General features: G+C 42.2%; 15 protein-coding genes, 1 tRNA gene and 1 riboswitch. Of the genes, 2 read left to right on the top strand and 14 right to left on the bottom strand.

The genetic code is table 11. The features are described 5' to 3' along the window. Window positions 1-27 precede the first annotated feature (27 nt). Genes ACNS8M_RS08935 through ACNS8M_RS08950 form a run of 4 tightly spaced genes read right to left on the bottom strand, consistent with a single transcriptional unit; the run spans window position 28 to window position 3,419 of the window. On the bottom strand, window positions 28-1,050 hold the full coding sequence (locus tag ACNS8M_RS08935) for an ABC transporter substrate-binding protein (protein ID WP_168461259.1): 1,023 nt from the start codon (window positions 1,048-1,050) through the stop codon (window positions 28-30). Next, window positions 1,047-2,855 (bottom strand): allophanate hydrolase, encoded by a 1,809-nt coding sequence (gene atzF / locus ACNS8M_RS08940; RefSeq protein ID WP_419224747.1) that lies wholly within the window; start codon window positions 2,853-2,855, stop codon window positions 1,047-1,049. Before atzF ends, ACNS8M_RS08935 begins: the two co-directional genes overlap by 4 nt. Beyond that, window positions 2,852-3,304 (bottom strand): CopG family ribbon-helix-helix protein, encoded by a 453-nt coding sequence (locus tag ACNS8M_RS08945; RefSeq protein ID WP_099339103.1) that lies wholly within the window; start codon window positions 3,302-3,304, stop codon window positions 2,852-2,854. The genes atzF and ACNS8M_RS08945 overlap by 4 nt, the downstream gene beginning before the upstream one ends. Continuing rightward, entirely contained in the window at window positions 3,297-3,419 is a 123-nt protein-coding gene (locus ACNS8M_RS08950; RefSeq protein WP_257225439.1) for a hypothetical protein, read from the bottom strand. The genes ACNS8M_RS08945 and ACNS8M_RS08950 overlap by 8 nt, the downstream gene beginning before the upstream one ends. Window positions 3,420-4,039: 620 nt before the next feature. Between ACNS8M_RS08950 and ACNS8M_RS08955 the strand changes: the two genes are divergently transcribed. After that, complete coding sequence (locus tag ACNS8M_RS08955) at window positions 4,040-5,041, top strand: OmpA family protein (protein WP_419224748.1); 1,002 nt, start codon at window positions 4,040-4,042, stop codon at window positions 5,039-5,041. 157 nt (window positions 5,042-5,198) lie between these two features. Continuing rightward, window positions 5,199-6,950, top strand: coding sequence for a DUF4209 domain-containing protein (locus tag ACNS8M_RS08960; protein WP_419224750.1), 1,752 nt, complete (start codon window positions 5,199-5,201; stop codon window positions 6,948-6,950). A gap of 23 nt (window positions 6,951-6,973) precedes the next feature. Here the strand turns inward: ACNS8M_RS08960 and uca are convergent, their stop codons facing one another. The 10 genes from uca to efp all read right to left on the bottom strand — a co-directional run bounded on the left by uca (window position 6,974) and on the right by efp (window position 20,222). Further along, window positions 6,974-10,579, bottom strand: coding sequence for an urea carboxylase (gene uca, locus ACNS8M_RS08965; RefSeq protein ID WP_419224751.1), 3,606 nt, complete (start codon window positions 10,577-10,579; stop codon window positions 6,974-6,976). Between the two features lie 3 nt (window positions 10,580-10,582). Beyond that, window positions 10,583-11,236 (bottom strand): urea amidolyase associated protein UAAP2, encoded by a 654-nt coding sequence (locus ACNS8M_RS08970; protein WP_419224752.1) that lies wholly within the window; start codon window positions 11,234-11,236, stop codon window positions 10,583-10,585. Window positions 11,237-11,251: 15 nt separating this feature from the next. Further along, window positions 11,252-11,992, bottom strand: coding sequence for an urea amidolyase associated protein UAAP1 (locus tag ACNS8M_RS08975; protein WP_419224753.1), 741 nt, complete (start codon window positions 11,990-11,992; stop codon window positions 11,252-11,254). 27 nt (window positions 11,993-12,019) lie between these two features. Beyond that, a riboswitch (guanidine-I (ykkC/yxkD leader) is annotated at window positions 12,020-12,131 on the bottom strand. Between the two features lie 738 nt (window positions 12,132-12,869). After that, window positions 12,870-12,946: transfer RNA gene (locus ACNS8M_RS08980), tRNA-Val, on the bottom strand. Window positions 12,947-12,978: 32 nt separating this feature from the next. Beyond that, window positions 12,979-15,003 carry a transglutaminaseTgpA domain-containing protein gene (locus ACNS8M_RS08985; protein WP_419224754.1) on the bottom strand — a complete coding sequence of 675 codons (2,025 nt, stop codon included), beginning with the start codon at window positions 15,001-15,003 and terminating at the stop codon, window positions 12,979-12,981. 5 nt (window positions 15,004-15,008) lie between these two features. Then, window positions 15,009-15,917 (bottom strand): DUF58 domain-containing protein, encoded by a 909-nt coding sequence (locus ACNS8M_RS08990; RefSeq protein WP_168418203.1) that lies wholly within the window; start codon window positions 15,915-15,917, stop codon window positions 15,009-15,011. A 7-nt stretch (window positions 15,918-15,924) separates the two neighbouring features. Then, window positions 15,925-16,884 (bottom strand): AAA family ATPase, encoded by a 960-nt coding sequence (locus ACNS8M_RS08995; protein WP_416240602.1) that lies wholly within the window; start codon window positions 16,882-16,884, stop codon window positions 15,925-15,927. 154 nt (window positions 16,885-17,038) lie between these two features. Beyond that, window positions 17,039-17,344, bottom strand: a complete 306-nt coding sequence (locus ACNS8M_RS09000) for a YbdD/YjiX family protein (protein WP_168418202.1) — start codon at window positions 17,342-17,344, stop codon at window positions 17,039-17,041. 11 nt (window positions 17,345-17,355) lie between these two features. After that, window positions 17,356-19,455: a carbon starvation CstA family protein gene (locus ACNS8M_RS09005; RefSeq protein WP_168525743.1), complete on the bottom strand. Its 2,100-nt coding sequence runs from the start codon at window positions 19,453-19,455 to the stop codon at window positions 17,356-17,358. A gap of 197 nt (window positions 19,456-19,652) precedes the next feature. Next, window positions 19,653-20,222: an elongation factor P gene (gene efp, locus ACNS8M_RS09010; RefSeq protein WP_004971615.1), complete on the bottom strand. Its 570-nt coding sequence runs from the start codon at window positions 20,220-20,222 to the stop codon at window positions 19,653-19,655. Window positions 20,223-20,419: the final 197 nt, after the last annotated feature.

A 20,419-nucleotide genomic window follows, 5' to 3' on the forward strand; every position in this document is an offset into this window, starting at 1 on the left:
TTTAGTATGAGATACCATGTGTATCCGTTATGGTAATTCATTCACCAAATCTGGATAAATCACCCCATCCACATCCACCTTGGTAGTGTAAACACCATTTTTAAAGTTAAACTCATTGACGTGATAACTAGAGCCATAAATCGAGTCAAAGTTTTGTGATTTCTCAAAAACTTTCTTGTTGGCTGCCAAATCTAATAAATGGGTGCCATCAATGAACTGGGCATATTGAGCTGCATCAAGACCTACACGTTTTGCCATAATGGCTAAAGCATCTGAACGCGTGGCAGGATCATTGATGTATTTCACCGTTTTATCCCAGACTTGAATGATTTTTTTCCATTCTTCTTTGTGCGCAGACAAATGCGTCATATTCACAGTTAATGTGTCATAAATTAGGCCTGGTTTATCTTTCGAAGAATAGATAATTTTTGAGCCTGCAACAGATTTGAGCGCTTGATTTGCCACAGGTTGCCAAACAGCAATAGCAACAACGTCAGGGCTTGAGAACACTTGAGGTAGCTCATTGGTGACAGCATTAATCAGTGTTACATCAGTTTGTGCAATTTGAGCATCATCGAGTGCTGTATTTAATAAGTGATGATCGACCAGACCTTTCTCAACCGCAATTTGTTTGCCCTTCAGATCACTGATCGAGTTAATGCCATTTTTTGCAATAATGACATCATTCCCTGCTGAATAATCCGTTGCCATGACCATAATACCTTTGGTACCACCTGATGCGATGACCAAGTTATCGCCATTGGATACCGATACAGCATCCAATTGATTCGCTGAAAAAGCATTAATCGAAGCTGAATAATCGAACCATTTAAATTCTACGTTTACGCCTGCCTCTTTAAACCAGCCTTTTTCAATCGCTACTTGCCAAGCCACCCAACCTGGCCAGTCGCTATAACCGATCGTAATTGGTTTGGTATTTACACTACCTTCAGCCTTAGCATTCGGTTCAGGAACTTTGGCAGTATTGTCACAACCTGCCAATAAAATTACAGACAGTACAGAGACTGACATCAGTGCTTTTTTGATCATTTTGTGACTTCCCCTATGCATTCACATTTAAATTTAGTATTTGAAAGTTGTTTTGATTTCATAAATTCGCGCCAGCCACCAAAATGAGTAATATCGGTAGCATCTCCAAGCGCATAACCTTCACAAATAAAGCCTTTGACCCATGTACCATCAATCAACTGGGCATTGCCAATACCTAACGGTGCCGGCACTTCTGCAACAATGTCCCCAAACAGTGCACGCGGAATGTCCCAGACTTCGACTTCAATTGAAGAACCTTTCTCATGGTATTGCAGGCCAGGTTTTGGCGGAGTGGTATTTTTTAAAGCATAAAGTTTGTAATGCGAAGTGGTTCGGGTCTGCTTGATCAGCGTGCCACCACGCTTGGTCAGCTGAAAGTTCAGTGGCATACCAGTTAGATGCGCCCCCACCACAGCCAGTTTGACGCTATGACTTGATGAAATTTCCGTGGTTTTTTCATAGCTACGTGCAGAGGTTCCCAGATTTAACTGACTCGCCTGCTGCCATTTTTGCCCAAATTTGGCCAGTGCTTCATCCATCCAGGCGGGTGCAATAAAGGTCACACCGGTTGGCAAACCATCGGCACGGATGCTATTTGGCAATGCCAAAGCTGACAGATCAGCAAAATTGACAAAATTGGTATAAGCGCCCATGTGGCTGTTTTTAACCAGAGGATCCGCTTCTACCTCTGCAATGCGATAAATGGTCGGTGCGGTAGGCACCATCAAGGCATCATAATCCGCCAAGGTATTTTGAATGATGCGGCTGAGTCGGGCGCGCTCATATTCATCCTGCATGACATCGACCGCACTGAACTGGTCTGCCTGTGCAATAATTTGACCAATCACGGCATGGGTCTGCTCGCGTTTTACCATTTTTTCAACGGCACTGGTCCGTTCAGCAACCCAAGAGCGATTATACAGGGCTGATGCCAGTTGCTGAAATGGCATAAAATCAATCGGCTCTACCGCATAACCCAAGCTTTGTACGCGCTCGATTGCCAGTTGAAATGCCTTTTCAGTTTCGGCATCGCCATAAAATTCCAGCGTATCGGGAATGGCGATTTTGCCTTTGGAAAATTGGCTCGGAACATTCTGAGGATGTGCTCGGGAATAATCATCGCTGGCATCATAACCTTGCATGACTTGCGCCACTTGCCAGGCATCATCCACAGTCAAAGCAAATACCGAAATCACATCAATGGTGCGGCACGCAGGTACCAGACCCGTAGTGGAAAACCAGCCTTTGGTGGGTTTTAAACCGACAATATTGTTATGTCCTGCCGGTACACGGCCTGAACCTGCTGTATCGGTACCTAAACTAAATGGTACCTGACCATTGGCCACCGCGACTGATGAACCCGAACTTGAACCGCCGCTGATATATTCCGGGTTAAAGCTGTTTTTTACTGCGCCGTAGGGTGAACGTACACCGACCAGGCCTGTTGCAAACTGGTCTAGGTTAGTTTTACCTACGACAACAGCACCGGCAGCTTTTAATTTAGCGACGACTGTGGCATCGCTAGTTGCGAGATAAGAAGCTTCTTTACAGGCTGCAGTGGTATAGAAACCGGCAACATCAATATTGTCTTTGACTGCGAATGGAATACCGTAGAGTGGCAATTCGGCTGGTGATTTTCCTGTTAAGGCATCAATTTGTGCTTGTAATTGTTCTGCAGATGCAATTGAAATCCAGGCATGATCATCATTCTGAAATGATGCTACATAATCGATCAGGTCCTGTAACTGAATCTGCTGCTGTTGGTAGGCGTTCTGCCAGTCTTGAATTGTCCATAAAGTATTCATGACAATACTCCTTTATTGGTATTTTGGGGAATGGGAGGCATCACGGCATCCATCAGTTCCAGGTGTCCTTTCAGCACACCTTTTAATGCAATAAATTGCTCACTAATTTCTTTTAAATCACTGCTTACCCCCTGCATCAGCATCACTTGCAGGACTTTCTGATCATCCAGCTGGATATGCAGCGAGCTGATCACCTGTTCCAGATATTGCTGTTGCAGATCGACCAGCTGGGAACGTAACGGTTTCAGGCTGACGTCATAGACCAGGGTCAGCGTACCGACCATGACTTCATCACGAGAAACCAGTTCATCAATCAGGTGGCGGTTAATCATGTCGACAATGGCCTGCGAGCGGCTTTCATAGTGCTGCTCGACAATTTTCTGATCCATGGCCTGTAATGTGGTTTCCGGCACGGTGATACTGATTCGTGCCAATTTCGGTTTAGACACGTCTGCTTTCCTTGAGTGAATCCTGTTTGACATAAAGCCCGGCGCGAACGCTAAGCAGTTCAATTAAAAATTGGGCAAATGGATGCAGCTTGGCTTTTTTGCTTTGATTATTCATGCGCATCTCCTCGGTATTACTGAATGTAAATTTCGTATTACTTAGGGAAATGCAGAAAACGTGCCAGTTTTAGGTAGGGAAATTTGCTAATTACGAGGAGAAAAGGCAGAAATGCAGCTCAAAAAAAGCCCCATCAACGGTTATGGGGCTTATTTGGAATCAAAATGAGTGAATTAATTCACCAAGAGGCCGTTAAATTAATCATGTACTGTAATTATTTTTAGACATGATGGATTGATCGAGAATTGCGTCTGGTTCTTCAAGTAATATGCTCTCCTCTTTTAATTCGGTATATAAATAAAAGCAGAAAATATGCCAAATATAAAGAGTTTTTTATTATTAAAAAATTGATTTAAAACAGTTAGTTGAAACTTAATAAATGCTACAAAATGTGTCTAAAATATTTATGCGCCAAGAGTGATCAAACTTGCACCAAAACGATATCAAAATGGGGTTTTATGGTACAGTTTTTGATAATGGAATCTTCACCAATTACTCTTCTCTGGCTTTAATTATGAATACTAAAGCCGCTCAGATTTAGGTTTCGATTAAAATTTGCACTACAGGTGAATTTCTATACAATAAATTCCATAAAAATGCCCGAACAATAAGGAAATTTAATGAAGACTTCCACTCTCCTTCGTACTGCCATTCTTTGTATGCCTTTTATTTTTGCGGCATGTAGCAAAACCGAGCAAGCAGAAACCTCCAAAACCGAAATCCAGCAGGAAGATACCACGCAAGCTGCCGAAACGGCACCGGCACAAGCTTTTGACATCAGTAAAATTCCACTCAGCACAGCGACACTCGGTGACTTTCCTTATATTTCCCTGCCAGACGGTTATATCTATCAAAATACTGAGCAGCGCAATTTTGAGCGCGTTCCATTCTGGACAGGACAGCAACTGGAATGGGTTGAAGGCAAATTATTCAGTTCAGGCATTACCTCGAAACCGGAATATAAAGAAGGCAATTTTTTAGAAATTCAGCGTAATCTGGAGAGTGTGATCAAGGATTTGGGCGGTGTAGAAATTGCCAATAGCCAGATTCCCAAAGATATCATTGAGAAAATTCCTAAGGATTTTCAGGTGCAGTATTATGCTGGCCTGGGTGATATTTTTAACTACCCGACCAAGACTTATGTAGTTCGCCAGGAAGATAAGACCGCATGGTTCCAGCTAACCCAATCTGGCAATTATATTTCGCTGATGGTGGCTGAATCCAAGCCTTTAAATGTCACTGCCAAAGCACTGACTTCGAGTGCACTAAAACAAAGTCTGGATCAAGACAATAAAGTGAGCGTACAGATTAACTTCGCAACGAATAAAGCTGAGATTTTACCGGACTCTCAAGCGCAAATTGAACAGATTGTTGCTTTATTAAAAGATAACCCGGATTTAAAACTGGGTATTTATGGTCATACCGACAATACCGGTGATGCAGCTCATAACTTAAAGCTGTCTGATCAGCGTGCGCAAAGTGTGGTTGCAACCCTGACCCAAGCAGGTATTGAAAGCAGCCGTTTAACCGCTAAAGGTTTTGGGGATACTCAGCCTGTTGCAGATAATACGAGTGAAGATGGTAAGGCGAAAAATCGTCGAGTGGAGTTGGTGAAGTTATAAGATTCTTACATAAATAAAGACCGTTTTATGCGGTCTTTGATACATCTTTTTATGATTTATGCTTATCTAGGTTTATAGATTAAAGAGACATGAATTTTATTTCATGATATTACTAATTTTAAGTAAGTTCATACGGTCATCATTAATAACAAAACATATGTCTAAATACATACAAGAAATTCTTAACCAGTTAGATAATTCTAAGAGTTGCGCCTCAATTGATGATATTGGTAAAGTAATTTTTAAAATTCCAAAAGGTGGAAATAATAAGCCACTTGAATATGAAAGAATGGCTTTCGGAATACATGAATCTACTTCATACGATATAGACCACGAAGGTTCTCCATATTTTTCACATGTTAACTTATCTGGCTTAACAGAAGAAATGATCGAATATTGGAATGAGCGTGCAGATATCACCGACAACCCTTTAATGAAAGCAAGATATTTTGGGCTCATTTATGAGTTCAGCTATCTAGTAACTAAAAAAAATATAGAATTCCCAAAACTAATTCGTTATATAGAATCATTAATCGAAATTATTCAAAAACGTTTAGTCACTTATGATAGATATTTATATAGTCTGATAAAACGTGCTTATGTTATTGCTAGCTCCAAAAATCAAGAAAACTTAGTAAAAGAAATTATTGAACTAGCTATACAAATTGAACCTCAGATTGCTGAAGATGACTTATGTGGAACTTGGGGACTCTGCTTTGATCTTTTTATAGCAGGGAAAAGTAAATATTTAAATGACACACTTAAACAGAAAATTATTGATGAGATGTTCGATCGATTAACTCGTCTAAAACAGTTAAGTGTGCGTGAAACGCCACTACGAGGTACTGAACCTTATGTAAGCCAACAAGCCGTGAATTTTCTTTTAAGCTATTACCGAAGTATTGACGATCAATCTAAAATTACTGAAGTATTAGCAATATTTGCCGAAATTGTAGAGCTGAGAACCAATAGAAAAAATGCTATTCTTAAAATTAGTGACTATGAAATTTTACATGGTCAATATATAAAAAATGGTAGGTATGCTGAAGCTTCTGTAATTATGGAAAAAATTCAGAGAATATCTCCTCAACAAACGCAACTCTTACAGAAAATATCAACTCCAGTCAAAATTCCTCATAATGTAATTGATCAGTTACTAAATCAGCTCAAATCGGATAACTTAAGAGAATGTTTGGGTAAAACTCTTCCATTTTTTATCCCCCAAAAACAGACAACTGAAAGCAACCTACAAAATAAGACAAGTGGCTCTTTTTTTCAGCAGTTGTTTTTTTCAAATAAAATTTACTTAGATCATAATGGAAGAAAGGTGGCTACTGTGAAGTCATTGGAAGAAGATCCAAATGGAAATCTATTTCAGCAACAGGCTGAAGATATTGCTGCTCCAAAAATTTCCATTGAATTACATGCAGCTTTAAATCAATTAAAAGAAGATCATCTTAAAGATACAGATTCATTTTTAGGTTATTTATATACTCTTCCTTTATTTGCGGAAGACAATAAACAAATCTTGAGATTGGGTATAGATGCATATTATAGAGAGGATGCAATCACTTTCATACATTTAATAATTCCTCAAATTGAATTCCTAGTCAGAAAAATTTTAGAACTCAATTCTGTCACTGTTTATGAACCTAACAGATCTGGTGGGTATAAATTAGTAACACTTGATCGCCTATTAGCAAATGCTGCATTCATCGAAATATTTTCAAATGACTTTTCATATTATTGTCGTACAGTACTCACAGAACAAAATGGTTGGAATGTTAGAAATGATGTCTGCCATGGCATAAGTACCGATAAACTCAATCTATCTGTGTCTGATCGTTTAATACATATTCTTTTATTCCTTATTTATCAATTTGATATTTATATAAAAAAGACCGCCTAAGCGGTCTTTTTATTTCGATTTCATCAAGCCACAGGTGCCAACGTAAACAACACCTGCCCCGTTTTTACCGTTTGCCCTTTTTCAATGGTAATCGCTTCAACCTTCATACGTTCAGGTGCAATAATTGGAATCTCGATCTTCATCGCTTCAATCACCGCAAGCGTTGCACCTTCCTCCACAATATCCCCTGATTGACATTCAATTTTCCAGATCGAACCCGGCATATGCGATTCCACTGCACAGCCACCATCCGGAATGGCAACCGTTTCACCATCATCGACCGCATCCAGACTTTCAGATACGTATTCCGCCAGTCCAGCTTCATGCCAGCGACGGCGTTCCGCTTCAAAGTTCGCTTGTTGCGTTGCCTTAAACTTGCTAATGGTGTCGGCATTGTCAGTCAGGAACTGGTTGTACTCTTTCAGGTTCAACACACCTTCTTCAATACGCAGTTTCAGACGGCCTGCCTTAAAGTCCTCACGCATTTGCATGAGTTCTTCTTCAGACACTTCATAGAACTTGATCTGGTCAAAGAAGCGCAGTAACCATGGTTTGCCTTGCTCGAAGTCGACATTTTTACGGTAACGCGACCACATTTGCGTAGTACGACCCACGAACTGATAACCACCAGGGCCTTCCATACCATACACGCACATATACGCACCACCGATACCCACTGCATTTTCAGGTGTCCAGGTACGCGCCGGATTATATTTCGTTGTGACTAAACGCTGACGCGGATCAAGTGGCGTCGCTACAGGCGCACCCAGGTACACATCACCCAGCCCCATCACCAAATAACTCGCGTTATACACCACATCTTTGACTGCCTGTTTATCTTTCAGGCCATTAATACGGCGGATAAACTCGATATTGTCCGGACACCACGGTGCATCTGGACGCACAGTTTGCATATAGCGTTCGGTTGCCAGTTGGGTTTGGGAATCTTCCCAAGCCAGTGGCAAATACACGGTACGTGATGGCACTTCCATTTCAGTGACATCAGGCAGTTCAGTTTCAGCCACTTGCAACAGACGCAGCAAGTCGAGCTGATCCAGCTTGATCGAATCAAAATGAATTTGCAGTGAACGGATGCCTGGCGTCAGGTCGATAATGCCCGGAATATTCTGTTTTTGAACCCATTGCATCAAGGCATGGATACGGAAACGCAGGTTCAGATCCAGTACCAGCTCACCATATTCCACTAGCAGATAGTTGTTACCTGCTGGGCGATACACCACATCCGGCGCACCATTTTCACCTTTTAAGGTATCCAGTACAGCATTTTTCAGCATAGCCAGTTCTGGATAGAAGGATTCATTAAATGAAACGTCTTGAGTATCCAGCGCTTCTAGCTGCGCATGATATTTTTCATTCAGCAGTTTGGCTTGGTGATAGCTAACAGGGACAAATTTGACTTTGTCACCGGCTTTGAGCTGACCCAATTTCCACAGTTCAGAGTTGATCACCACCGCTGGACAGACAAAACCACCGAGGCTTGGACCATCTGGACCGAGAATGATTGGCATATCACCAGTGAAATCAATCGCACCAATCGCATACGCGTTGTCGTGAATATTGGATGGATGCAGACCTGCTTCACCGCCATCTTCACGTGCCCATTCCGGTTTAGGACCAATCAGGCGGATACCGGTACGGCTAGAGTTAAAGTGAATCTCAAAAGTATTGGCAAAGAAGGTATCGATGTCATTTTTGGTAAAGAAGTCTGGCGCACCATGTGGACCATACATCACCGCAATTTCCCATTCATGACTGAATGTTGGAACTTGTTCAGGTGCCAGTACTTTGACTTCATCACTTGTAAATGCAGTAATCGGTAACATATCGCCAATCAATAAGTTACGACCTGCGTGACCGCCAAACTGACCTAAAGTAAAGGTCGCTTGTGAGCCGAGATATTCAGGCACATTCAAACCGCCTTTGATGCCGATATAGGTACGGCAACCTGTCGCGATTTTGCCACATTTGAGAATCTGACCTTTACGCACATTGACGGTCTGCCACATTGGAACTTGAACACCATCTAGTGTAGATGGCATATCGCCACCTGCCAGTACAATTTGGCTGTCACAATGGAATTTTAAAGTCGGACCTTGTAGCGTACATTCTAAGCCTGCAGTGTTATAGGCATTGCCAAGCAACTGGTTTGCGACATTCAGTGATAATGGATCAATCGCACCCGATGGCGGCACACCGACATCCCAATAGCCCAAACGACCTGTGACATCTTGTACTGCGGTTTGAATGCCGGCTTGTAGCACTTCAATCTTTTGAGTTTTCCACTCAAAGGTATTTAAGAAGCGTGTGGTTTGTGTGCCGGCTTTAAATACCTCACAGTCGATGATATTTTGCAGATATTCCAGGTTGGTTTCGATACCGGAAACTTGAGTTTGCGCCAGTGTATCAGTCATCGCCTGAATGGCTGCGTCACGATCATTTGCTGTGACAATGATTTTGGCAATCATCGGATCATAGAAAGACGACACATTGGAACCAGTTTCGACCCAGGTTTCGTTACGTGCATTCTCATCAAACTCGACATAGGTCAGCAGACCGGCACTTGGCTGGAAGTTCTTAATTGGATCTTCGGCATAGAGACGTACTTGAATCGAATGACCTTTGGATTCCAGTTGCGCTGTTGGAGCCGTCCAGTCACCGCTGGCCAATGTCACCATCCATTCCACCAGGTCCACACCAAAGACTTGCTCCGTCACGCCGTGTTCCACTTGCAGACGGGTGTTGACTTCAAGGAAGTAGAATTCTTGTGTGTCGGTATCCATGACAAATTCAACTGTACCCGCAGAACGGTAGTTCACTGACTCCATCAGCTGAATCGCGACATTCTGGATATAGGCACGTTGCTCATCGCTAATGTGCGGTGCTGGGGTTTCCTCGATCACTTTCTGGTTACGGCGTTGCACGGAACAATCACGCTCGCCCAGTGCAATCACCTTGCCTTGACCATCACCAAAAATCTGCACTTCGATGTGACGCGCATTTTGTACGAATTTTTCTAAATAAAGACCTGCATCTTTAAAGTTGGCTTGTGCCAGGTAAGACACGGTTGCATAGGCATCTTTCAGTTCAGCTTCATTCCAGACCAGACGCATGCCGATCCCGCCACCACCCGCAGTACTTTTAAGCATCACAGGATAGCCAATACGATTTGCTTCTGTTAAGGCTTCAGCTTCATCCGCCAATAACTGACTACCCGGAAGTAACGGTACATTGGCTTGAATCGCAAGTTCACGTGCAGTGTGTTTAAGACCAAAGGCACGCATCTGCGCAGAGTTTGGCCCAATAAAAGCAATGCCCTGTGATTCACACAGATCACAGAATTCAGCATTTTCAGACAAGAAGCCATAACCCGGATGGATCGCTTGTGCTCCAGTTTGTTTAGCTACCTCTAAAATTTTATCGACATTTAAATAGCTTTGGCTGGCAGGTGCTTCACCGATATACACCGCTTCATCGGCTAAAGTCACATGGAGTGAATCACGGTCTGCTTCTGAATAAACGGCTACAGATTGAATCCCCAGTTTTTTCAGGGTACGGATCACGCGGCAGGCAATCGCGCCACGGTTGGCAATCAGAACTTTATTAAACATGACTTAAGCCTCCTCGCCTTCACGCACAACTAGCTGGATTTGTGTCGGGTTGTAGGCATTACATGGGTTATTCAACTGCGGGCAGTTCGAAATCAGCACGATCAAATCCATTTCGGCCTTGATTTCCACATATTTGCCTGGTGCAGAAATACCATCATCAAATTTCAGGTGACCATCGGCAGTCACAGGCACATTCATAAAGAAGTTGATGTTTGGACCGATGTGACGCACGTTTAAGCCATGTTTTTTTGCCACTGGATGTTTTGCCAGCGCATACATAAAATTGTTACGGCAGCTGTGCATCGGGTATTTGTCATATGCATAACGAACTGTATTACTTTCACATGAACATGCACCGCCTAAAGTATCGTGACGGCCGCAGTTATCATCATGAATTACGGCAATAGCGCGGCCAAAGTTGCTGTATAAAGTAGTGCCTTTTTCCAGATAAATCTGCTGGTTAATCGCCAGCGTATCGGTTGCGCTATAACGCTCTTCCGGATTTTTAGCCGAGATAAATAAGGTATCGACTGCCTGATTCCCTTCCAAATCGATGATACGGAAATACTGGCCTTTTTTGACTTCGCACATCCATGCTTCACCGGCAGGGCAGATTTCGCTAAGTACGGTTTTTTCGAATTGTTGTAGAGCTGTCATGGTTATTCTCCTGCCTTAAACGTTAGAAAGTGCGTAGTAACGTGCGTTGTTCTGGAATGCACGCTGGTTCTGTGGACAGGAGTCGCGACAGATATCGGTTTTGCCTAAGCTATTGGCTTTAAACAAAGATAACTGGATGTCAGCCGGTTGATATTCCGCACTGTTATCCAGACCATGCGGTGCAGCAGACAGGAACACCAGACAATCCATTTCAAAACGCAGTTCAATGATTTGATCAGTATTGTCTGAAGGCACATAAGACAATGCGCCGGCATCATTTGGCGTAACTTTAGAGAACAGATTGACGGTTGCACTCAGGTCAGTCTGACCGAGTGAGAATTTAGATAATTCAATTAACAGACCATCTAAACCGCTTTGGTACATGTCATTGCGGGCATCCTGGAAGCTACGGATGCCAAACTGTTTTTCAATCTGTTCAGGACGAGATGGACCACAGAAGGTATCATTCCAGCCAGCTTCATCTTTAACGATGGATGCCATCACACGACCCAGATCGGAATACAGTACATTCCCTGCTGTCAGGTATGCGGTATGTTGGCCTTTCAGACTGTCTGGCATGTTGTAACGTTCCAGTTTGTCTTCAGCATTGACACAGAACAGGGATACGTTGGCATGTTTGCCTAAGGATTTTAGTTGTAATACGGCGCCACGCTGAATGCGTGCTGACCAGTGATGTCCACCCGGTAAGCGTTCAGTCCACAAAACCTGATCTTCATGATAAGTTGTTATGCTCATATGCATCTCCCCCAATCGTTACGGATTACCTCCCGGGCTTTTATCCCTCCGTGTAGCTTGAGTTTGAAACTTAAGCCGTGAACTCTCGGTCTCAGACACACATGAGTTTTCATGTATCGGAACCCTAGATCACTTTATTAGGCTTAAGAAAAGCAAATGGCATGCCAATTTAGTATTACGTTTTTAAGGTTTTATCACACTAAATATAAGGCTGAATGGTAAGTTTTGATTCAATTTAAATGCAGTTGCACTATTATGAAGCTGTATTGCACAAAGATTAAAAAAATAGAGCCACCCTCTGCCAATTCAGACTTGATTAAATGTCGCAATCTAAGCATGTATTTGGTAGCTGCTCCATAGAAATTTTCTGCTTTGATACATTTTTGACTTTAATATTCAGGGTTAACTTGTACTTCAAGAGCAATTTCTTGAGATGACTGTGATATAGACTCCTCTTTCCTCTTCTGTAGTTCCAACTCAAAATGGCGACTGCACTTTGATTCGGCTGGATGAAGTTAACTGCGGCATCTTTGCCGATATTAAAGCTGTTCCATGGGTGCTGAGCTGCTGGTTGTTTTGTTGGATGTTGAGGGTGTTGCCATGTTGATGAAGAACTTGGATTCTCACTTTTAAAATAATACGAATATTCCAAGAATTAGGGATATTGTTAGGTCACTGGGGAGTTCAATACTCCTGGCTGTTGGGAGCGGTTGATACGGAGGTGATGCTTTTATACTGATCTTTCTGACACAAATCCTGACACAAATTAAGTTTTAAGTGTATCTAAATAGCAACTTTGACAACATATGCAACAAGCTAAAGGCAATAAAAAAAGGCTTGCAAGTACATGAAATTCCTTGCAAACCTTTGATATATATGGTAGGCATATCCAGACTCGAACTGGAGACCTCTACGATGTCAACGTAGCGCTCTAACCAACTGAGCTATACGCCTAAAGTGCTTCGCATCATATTCAGTTTTGTTTTTTAAGACAAGTCCTTTCTACGCTTTTTTAAAGCATCCGCACAAGTTTTAAGCAAATCAAAAAATAACGATTCAGAAACAGGCTGAGAATCCACAGCATAAATATAGCGTTGATACCACAAAGCAAGCCGCTTAAAAGCTGCTTGCTCATCATCATCCACAAGCTCTGCCAAGCGCTGCATCCACGCAGTTACAGTTTCAGCATCCTGTTTTTGTAACTCCAATGGTAAAGTTTTGGAAAACCTCTGCAAAGCTCGATCAACCCTAGAACTGTTCTGATGCTTTTTCCAATAAATCCAACCAAAGTATGCGAGTAACAACAGCGCAATACCCGAAATTAGCACGATCACCAATGCATAACTCGAATCCAAACCCAATCGCCCAAACCAATGACGTTGAGATGTTGCATCATAGCCCACCACCTTACTCTGCCATTGATAACTGGCGTAATCACTCCACACACGCAAATTGCGAATCAAATTTGAATGTTGGTACTGCCAAATTTGCGCATTATCGCCCAATATAGTGCGATCTTCGGCCATCAGGTTTTGTATGCCTCCATCAATACGTTGTGGAGCGATAATTGCCGTCGGGTCGATGCGCACCCACTGCTGATTCAACATCACTTCTGTCCAAGCATGTGCATCTTGCTGGCGCACTTCCCAACTTTGTGCATCAGGTGCCAGTTCCCCTCCCTGATAACCCACCACCACACGCGCAGGAATTCCAACATAGCGCATCAGCAAAGCAAAACTAGAAACATAGTGTTCACAAAAACCCTGCTTGGACTGAAACAGAAATTCATCTACCCGATGCTGTCCCAATGTTCCAGGTTTCAAGGTATAGCTAAAGCCCTGATCACGATACCATTGCAACACATTGTGTACGTAGCGTTCAGGCTGTTGCTGACTTTGGGCAAACATCTGCATGGCAAATTGCTGTGCCTGCGGATCAGATTGAGTGCGTACTTGAACATTTAAGCGCTGACTAAATTGTCGATAACGCTCATGCTGTCCATGATCACCCTGAATTTGTGCTGAATCACCCACCCACTGCAGAGCTATCGGTTGAATTCTGCCACTTTGCCGCTGTGGAATAATACTCCAGTCACGGCGCAACAAGTAACCCTGTTGGTTAGGTATAGATTTTTCCAATGCCATCACCCATTGCACCCGTGGGTCTGCTGCAATGTATTGATATTCAAACTTCGTTTGTTCGGACTGTAATTGCGTGGCTTGGATTGGTTGGTGATTGCTAAAATTACTGGTCCAGGTACGGCCATCGTATTGATCTAGCACCATCGCCCGCCAGTAAAGTTTTGAACGTGGCGGAAGTTGCTGCATATTTCCCACAATACGAAACGCCAAAGCAGAAGATTGCGATAATTCGGCAATATCTCCAGGTGACATCGTGTCACTGATTCCTGTCACGCCTTTGGCATCCGGTATAGGTACATGCCACAAGGGGGGTAAGCGTGGAAAAAACAAAAACAGCAACAGAAAAAATGGTAAAGCGTATGCAATAAATTTAGCGACATGCTTTAAATCATTTTTGGCATCTTGCTTAGTCGTGTTGCGTAAGGGATCAGCAAATTCACTTTTCTGAATCCGATACAATCCAATCAAACAGCTCAATAAACATAAAATGACGATTGCCGTCATCCACATACTTTGGCTATATAAAAAAGAACTCGCACTTACGAATAAAGCAAAGTTAAATAAAATAATCAGGTCGCGTTTATTGTGACTTTCTAAGGCTTTGGCAAATAAGAATGTACTTAATAATGCCACTCCAGCATCTACACCAATCAGCGTTTTATAACTGAGAAAAATACTGATTAATGCAGCAATGGTCAAAGCAAAGGTTAAGGTTTTAGAAATACGTGCTGTTTTTTTTCGATAATGCACAAACAAAATCAGCCACATGAGGGCAAAAATTACACTCAACGCCAACGGACTAAACTGCAGATGTGCGATTAAAATCAGAAATAAACTGAGTAAAATCGATTGCTGAATTGATATATGCATCGTCATTAAGCCTGTGCCAAAAGGATTCTAGCCTGTTTAAACTGTCGCTCGCCTATCCCTTTTTCAAGCGTCGCATGTGGTAAAAACATGGCATAAATCAACTGTTGTTGTTCGCATTGCTCTACTAAACCCATCATCAAACTTAATTTTTCTTCATGCGATGTTGCAGGCATGTGTTCATAAGCAATATCGATATGATGCTGGTCTTGATATTGTTCAAATACTTTGACATACAAACCTTGACCACGTGCTGCTTGCTTCCACGATACGGCTTGTAAAGAATCGCCCGTTTGGAAATCACGTAGCTCACGAAATTCATCTAAGTCAGGTTGAAAGCTTTGCTGTTGCTGTTTATTTTCAGCACGAAAAGACATGCTACGTGGTGCAATCCAAGCATGACGAGTCAAGTTTAAGTACGTCCACGCACGTACTAAGCCAAAAGGATAAACCGAGTAAATTTGCAGATTTGGATAATCCAGTCGTCCTCGTTGCTCTGCATAAATGGTCAGTTGATGCTGTTGTTTCAGTTCTTGAATCAGGACTTTTTCTAATTGTGTGTCTATCTTAATCCATAAATAACGTGCTTGGGCAAAGTCTTGTTTGAAATGCAATTGTAATTGCAAAGCTTCACCGACTTGCCCCACTTCTGTGGTCAACACCTCAATCTGCAAGTCATGTAATTGCTTAAAAGTTAAATAAAAACTAATGCATAAAATGGCACTGATCAAAAAGCAAAAACCTAATATCAGGTTATTGCCATAATTCACACCTGCTATGAAGGTGATCAAAATTAGTACCAAATACAAATAACCTTGCTGATAGATAAACACCAAAATATCTTTTTGCTGAAGGGTTTTGCTTCGTTCAAATTTAAAGCGTGAATTGATCCAGTTTTGCCATGCCTGCTTTAACATGATGACACTAACTCACTTTGACCTGTTGCATCACATGCAAAGCTTCTGCTTCATTGAGTCCGATACGATGTGCTGCAACGGCCACAAATACCGCTTGTATATCATCGGCACTTACAAAGCTACGCTGTTCAATTAAAGCGTGTGCTTGGGCTGCTTTCTTTAAAGCCAAAACCCCTCGGGTAGATAAACCATGACGTTCTTTGCGGGTTTCTGCAGCCAAATCTAGCAAATATTCTAAAGCCGCTTCTGAAACGTAGATGTCTGTCACAAGTTTCTGCAAGTTTAAAATTTCGGTTTCAGTAAAAATATGTGCCAAGCTGGTAATTAAAGCATGTCTGGAGTTTTGCTGTAGCAGCATTTTTTCTGCAAAACGTGACGGATATCCTAAAGATAAACGCATCAAAAAACGATCTAGCTGTGATTCAGGCAAGGCATAAGTACCACTTTGAAACAGCGGGTTTTGCGTGGCGATTACCCAGAAAGGTTGTGGCAATACATAACGTACGCCATCTACCGTAACTGCACCCTCTTCCATGGCTTCGAGTAAGGCACTTTGAGTTTTAGGCGAACAACGGTTAATTTCATCGGCCAATAAAATTTGGGTAAAAATTGGACCTTGTTTAAACTCAAATTGATGTTCTTTTTGATTAAACATATTCACCCCAATCACATCACTGGCCAGCATGTCATTGGTAAATTGAATACGTTGGAATTTCAGCCCTGCCAAATGTGCCAAAGCACTAGATAAGGTGGTTTTACCCAAACCAGGTAAATCTTCAAAAAGCACATGCCCACCTGCCAGTAGACAGCTCAATGCAAGTTTGGTTTGTTGTTCTTTATCTAAAATAATCGTATTAATTTCAGTCAAGAACGACTGAATTTTGGCGGCATAAGATTCAACTTGTTGTTGTAGTTGCTGCTGTGTTTGTGTGTGTTGTTGCGTTTGAACTTTTTCCTTACCCCAAATCACAGTCACTCCCCCTATTCCCCAATAAAAAACGGCGTATGTTTTAACATACACCGTTTTCTTAAATTTCCAAAGAAATCCTAGAGATATTCTGATTCACCTTTCAGGCACTTTTCAAAACACCGCTCAACCTGCTGAAACTACTAAACAGCCATCAACAAGGACATTTTTTCAAACCACCTTTGGCCGATGGATAACGTGCATCGACACAATAGCGATAGAAAGTTTTGGCATCCATGGCTTCCAAATCTGGATGATGCTTCTGCATGTGTTCCAAATAATTTTGATAATCAGGCACACCTACCATCAAACGAAAGCTTTGTTGCAAACGCTGCCAAAGTGTTGCAATTCTTGACCAGTTTTTAGGATTCAGAATCAAATCCTTTTGCGACATAATGGTCATTTTAATAATTTTATACACCACGGTTTTGCCATGTTGTGCAAATTTTAAATTAATCATGTAATTGCTCCTTAATGGCCGCCATTTGGTTGAATGGTTTCAGGATCACGATAAATCGCTTCAGCTTCATTAACAGTTGGCGTTGGACTTGCCAATGCACGACGAATCACTCCAATTGCAGCAAATAACATCACAAAAGCTACAATCATAAAGAAGCCACATAACACAGCATTAATTTGATTGGACATCACAATCGTTTGCATTTCGGTCACTGTTTTTGCAGGTGCCAAAATTTCATTGCGCTGAATTGCTGCACTGAAACGGTCTGCCTGCGCCAAGAAACCAATTTTAGGATTGTCGTGGAAAATCTTTTGCCAACCTGCGGTCATTGAGGTAATGAATAAGAAAACGGTTGGAACGATAGTGACCCAAACATATTTTTCTTTTTTCATTTTGAACAAAATGACTGTACCTAAAATAAGCGCCATCGCTGCCAAAATCTGGTTACCAATCCCGAACAGTGGCCATAAGCTGTTAATACCACCTAGTGGATCGACCACACCTTGATAGACGAAGAAGCCCCAACCTGCTACCGCCACCGCAGTACCCAGCAAATTACCAAAGAAGTTATGTGAGTTTTTCACTGCAGGAATCACAATACCCACTGTATCTTGCACCATGAAACGGCAAGCACGTGTACCAGCATCCACTGCAGTTAAAATAAATAAGGCCTCAAATAAAATCGCAAAGTGATACCAGAATGCCATCATCGAACGGTTATTAAAAATTTCAGTGATGATATGTGCCATACCAATTGCAAAAGTTGGCGCACCGCCTGTACGTGACAGAATTGAACTTTCGCCCACTTCTTTTGCCAAAATGGTCAAAGCTTCGGGACTAACCACAAACCCTAAGTTGCGTACTGCTTCTGCTGCACTTTCAACAGTGGTGCCTAAAACGGCAACAGGCGCATTGATAGCAAAATACACTCCTGGATCAAGCACAGTGGCACAAATCATTGCCATAATGGCAACAAAAGATTCCATCAACATGCCGCCATAACCAATCACACGAATGTCTTTTTCGTTATTGACCAGTTTAGGGGTCGTGCCTGAAGAAACCAGTGCGTGGAAACCCGAGATCGCACCACAAGCAATCGTAATAAATAAGAAAGGAAACATCGAACCCGCAAAAACAGGGCCAGTACCATCAATAAATTGTGTCACGGCAGGCATTTTCATTTCAGGCATTGCAAATACAATCCCGACAGCCAAACCTGCAATCACACCAATTTTTAAGAAGGTAGATAAATAATCACGTGGCGCCAACAGTAACCACACAGGCAATACTGAGGCAATAAAACCGTAAGCAATTAAGCACCAAGTCAGCTCTGTACCACTTAGGGTAAACAGTGGGCCCCAATAGGGATGTTGTGCTACATTTTCACCGTAGATAATACCCATCATCATCAGTACAAAACCAATAATGGAGACCTCTGCAATTTTCCCTGGGCGGATAAAGCGCATATAAATGCCCATAAAAATTGCAATTGGGATGGTGGCTGCAATACTAAATACACCCCACGGGCTATTGGTTAAGGCTTTAACCACGACTAGCGCCAGCACAGCAAGAATAATCACCATCACACCCAATGCACCGAGCATGACAATCACACCTGCAAATGAACCGAGTTCTTGCTTGGCCATTTCACCCAAAGAGCGACCATCACGACGGGTCGAAATAAACAATACCAAAAAGTCCTGTACTGCACCCGCCAACACTACGCCCACCAAAAGCCAAATAGTCCCTGGCAAATATCCCATTTGTGCAGCGAGAATAGGCCCGACTAAAGGACCTGCACCTGCAATGGCCGCAAAATGGTGCCCGAACAGCACGCCTTTATTGGTCGGCACATAATCCAAACCATCTGCCAAACGATGTGCAGGGGTTAAACGTCGTTCATTTAATTCAAAGACTTTGGTGGCAATAAATAAACTGTAGAAACGATATGCGATGCTATAGACACAGACTGCGGCTAAAACCAACCAGACTGCATTGACGTGTTCACCTCTACTGAGTGCTAAAATCCCGAAAGACACTGCACCCAGTACGGCAACCAAGAGCCATATAATTTTTGAAGTCAGGCCTGACTTCGGTTGAACTGATTCCATGTCACTCTCTCTTTATTTTTACATTTTAAGCATTTACTATTTTTCGAGATGAAGCTTAATTTCCGAGATTCCTTGTGTGATGTTGCTCCTTTTATTTTATTTTTCACCTATTCTTTTACCATATAATCAAATCAACAAAAAAGGGGGAATGATCTAGATCACTCCCCCTTTTTCAATAATCGTTTATAAATAAACCATTATGCACGTTCTAGGTATTCACCTGTACGGGTATCTACACGAACGCTTTCTTCTTGCTGTACGAATAAAGGAACACGTACCACTGCACCTGTTTCTAATTTCGCTGGTTTACCGCCACCGCCAGAAGTGTCACCACGTACACCTGGATCAGTTTCTACAATTTTCAATACCACGAAGTTTGGCGCATTAACTGTTAAAGGCACGCCGTTGAACAACATAATGGTACATTTTTCGTTTGAATCGTCTTTCAACCATTTTGCAGCATCGCCCATTGCGGTTTTATCTGCAGCAATTTGTTCAAAAGAAACAGGGTCCATAAAGTTCCACATTTCGCCATCGTTGTAGAGATATTCCATTTCCACTTCTACAATGTCAGCGGCTTCTAATGAGTCACCAGACTTAAATGTTTTTTCTAAAACTTTACCAGAACGAAGGTTACGAAGTTTTACGCGGTTAAACGCTTGACCTTTACCTGGCTTTACATATTCATTTTCCATGATTGAACATGGGTTACCATCAAGCATAACCTTAAGGCCTGACTTGAAATCATTCGTAGAATAATAGGCCATGACTGGCACACTCCAAACTGACTAACTTAACTATTTATGCCGTAATTTGAGCCGCAAACGAATACTGAACATATTGGCAGCCCTACGACATCTTTTTTTCATCGGGCGTATTGTAAATGAGCAAGCCATAATGAAGCAATGAAAATCCACTACCGATCACTTCAAGATATCGGTAAAATCGACTGCTTTACTGTGAT

The organism is Acinetobacter sp. A2 (assembly GCF_048537555.1).
Lineage (GTDB): Bacteria > Pseudomonadota > Gammaproteobacteria > Pseudomonadales > Moraxellaceae > Acinetobacter.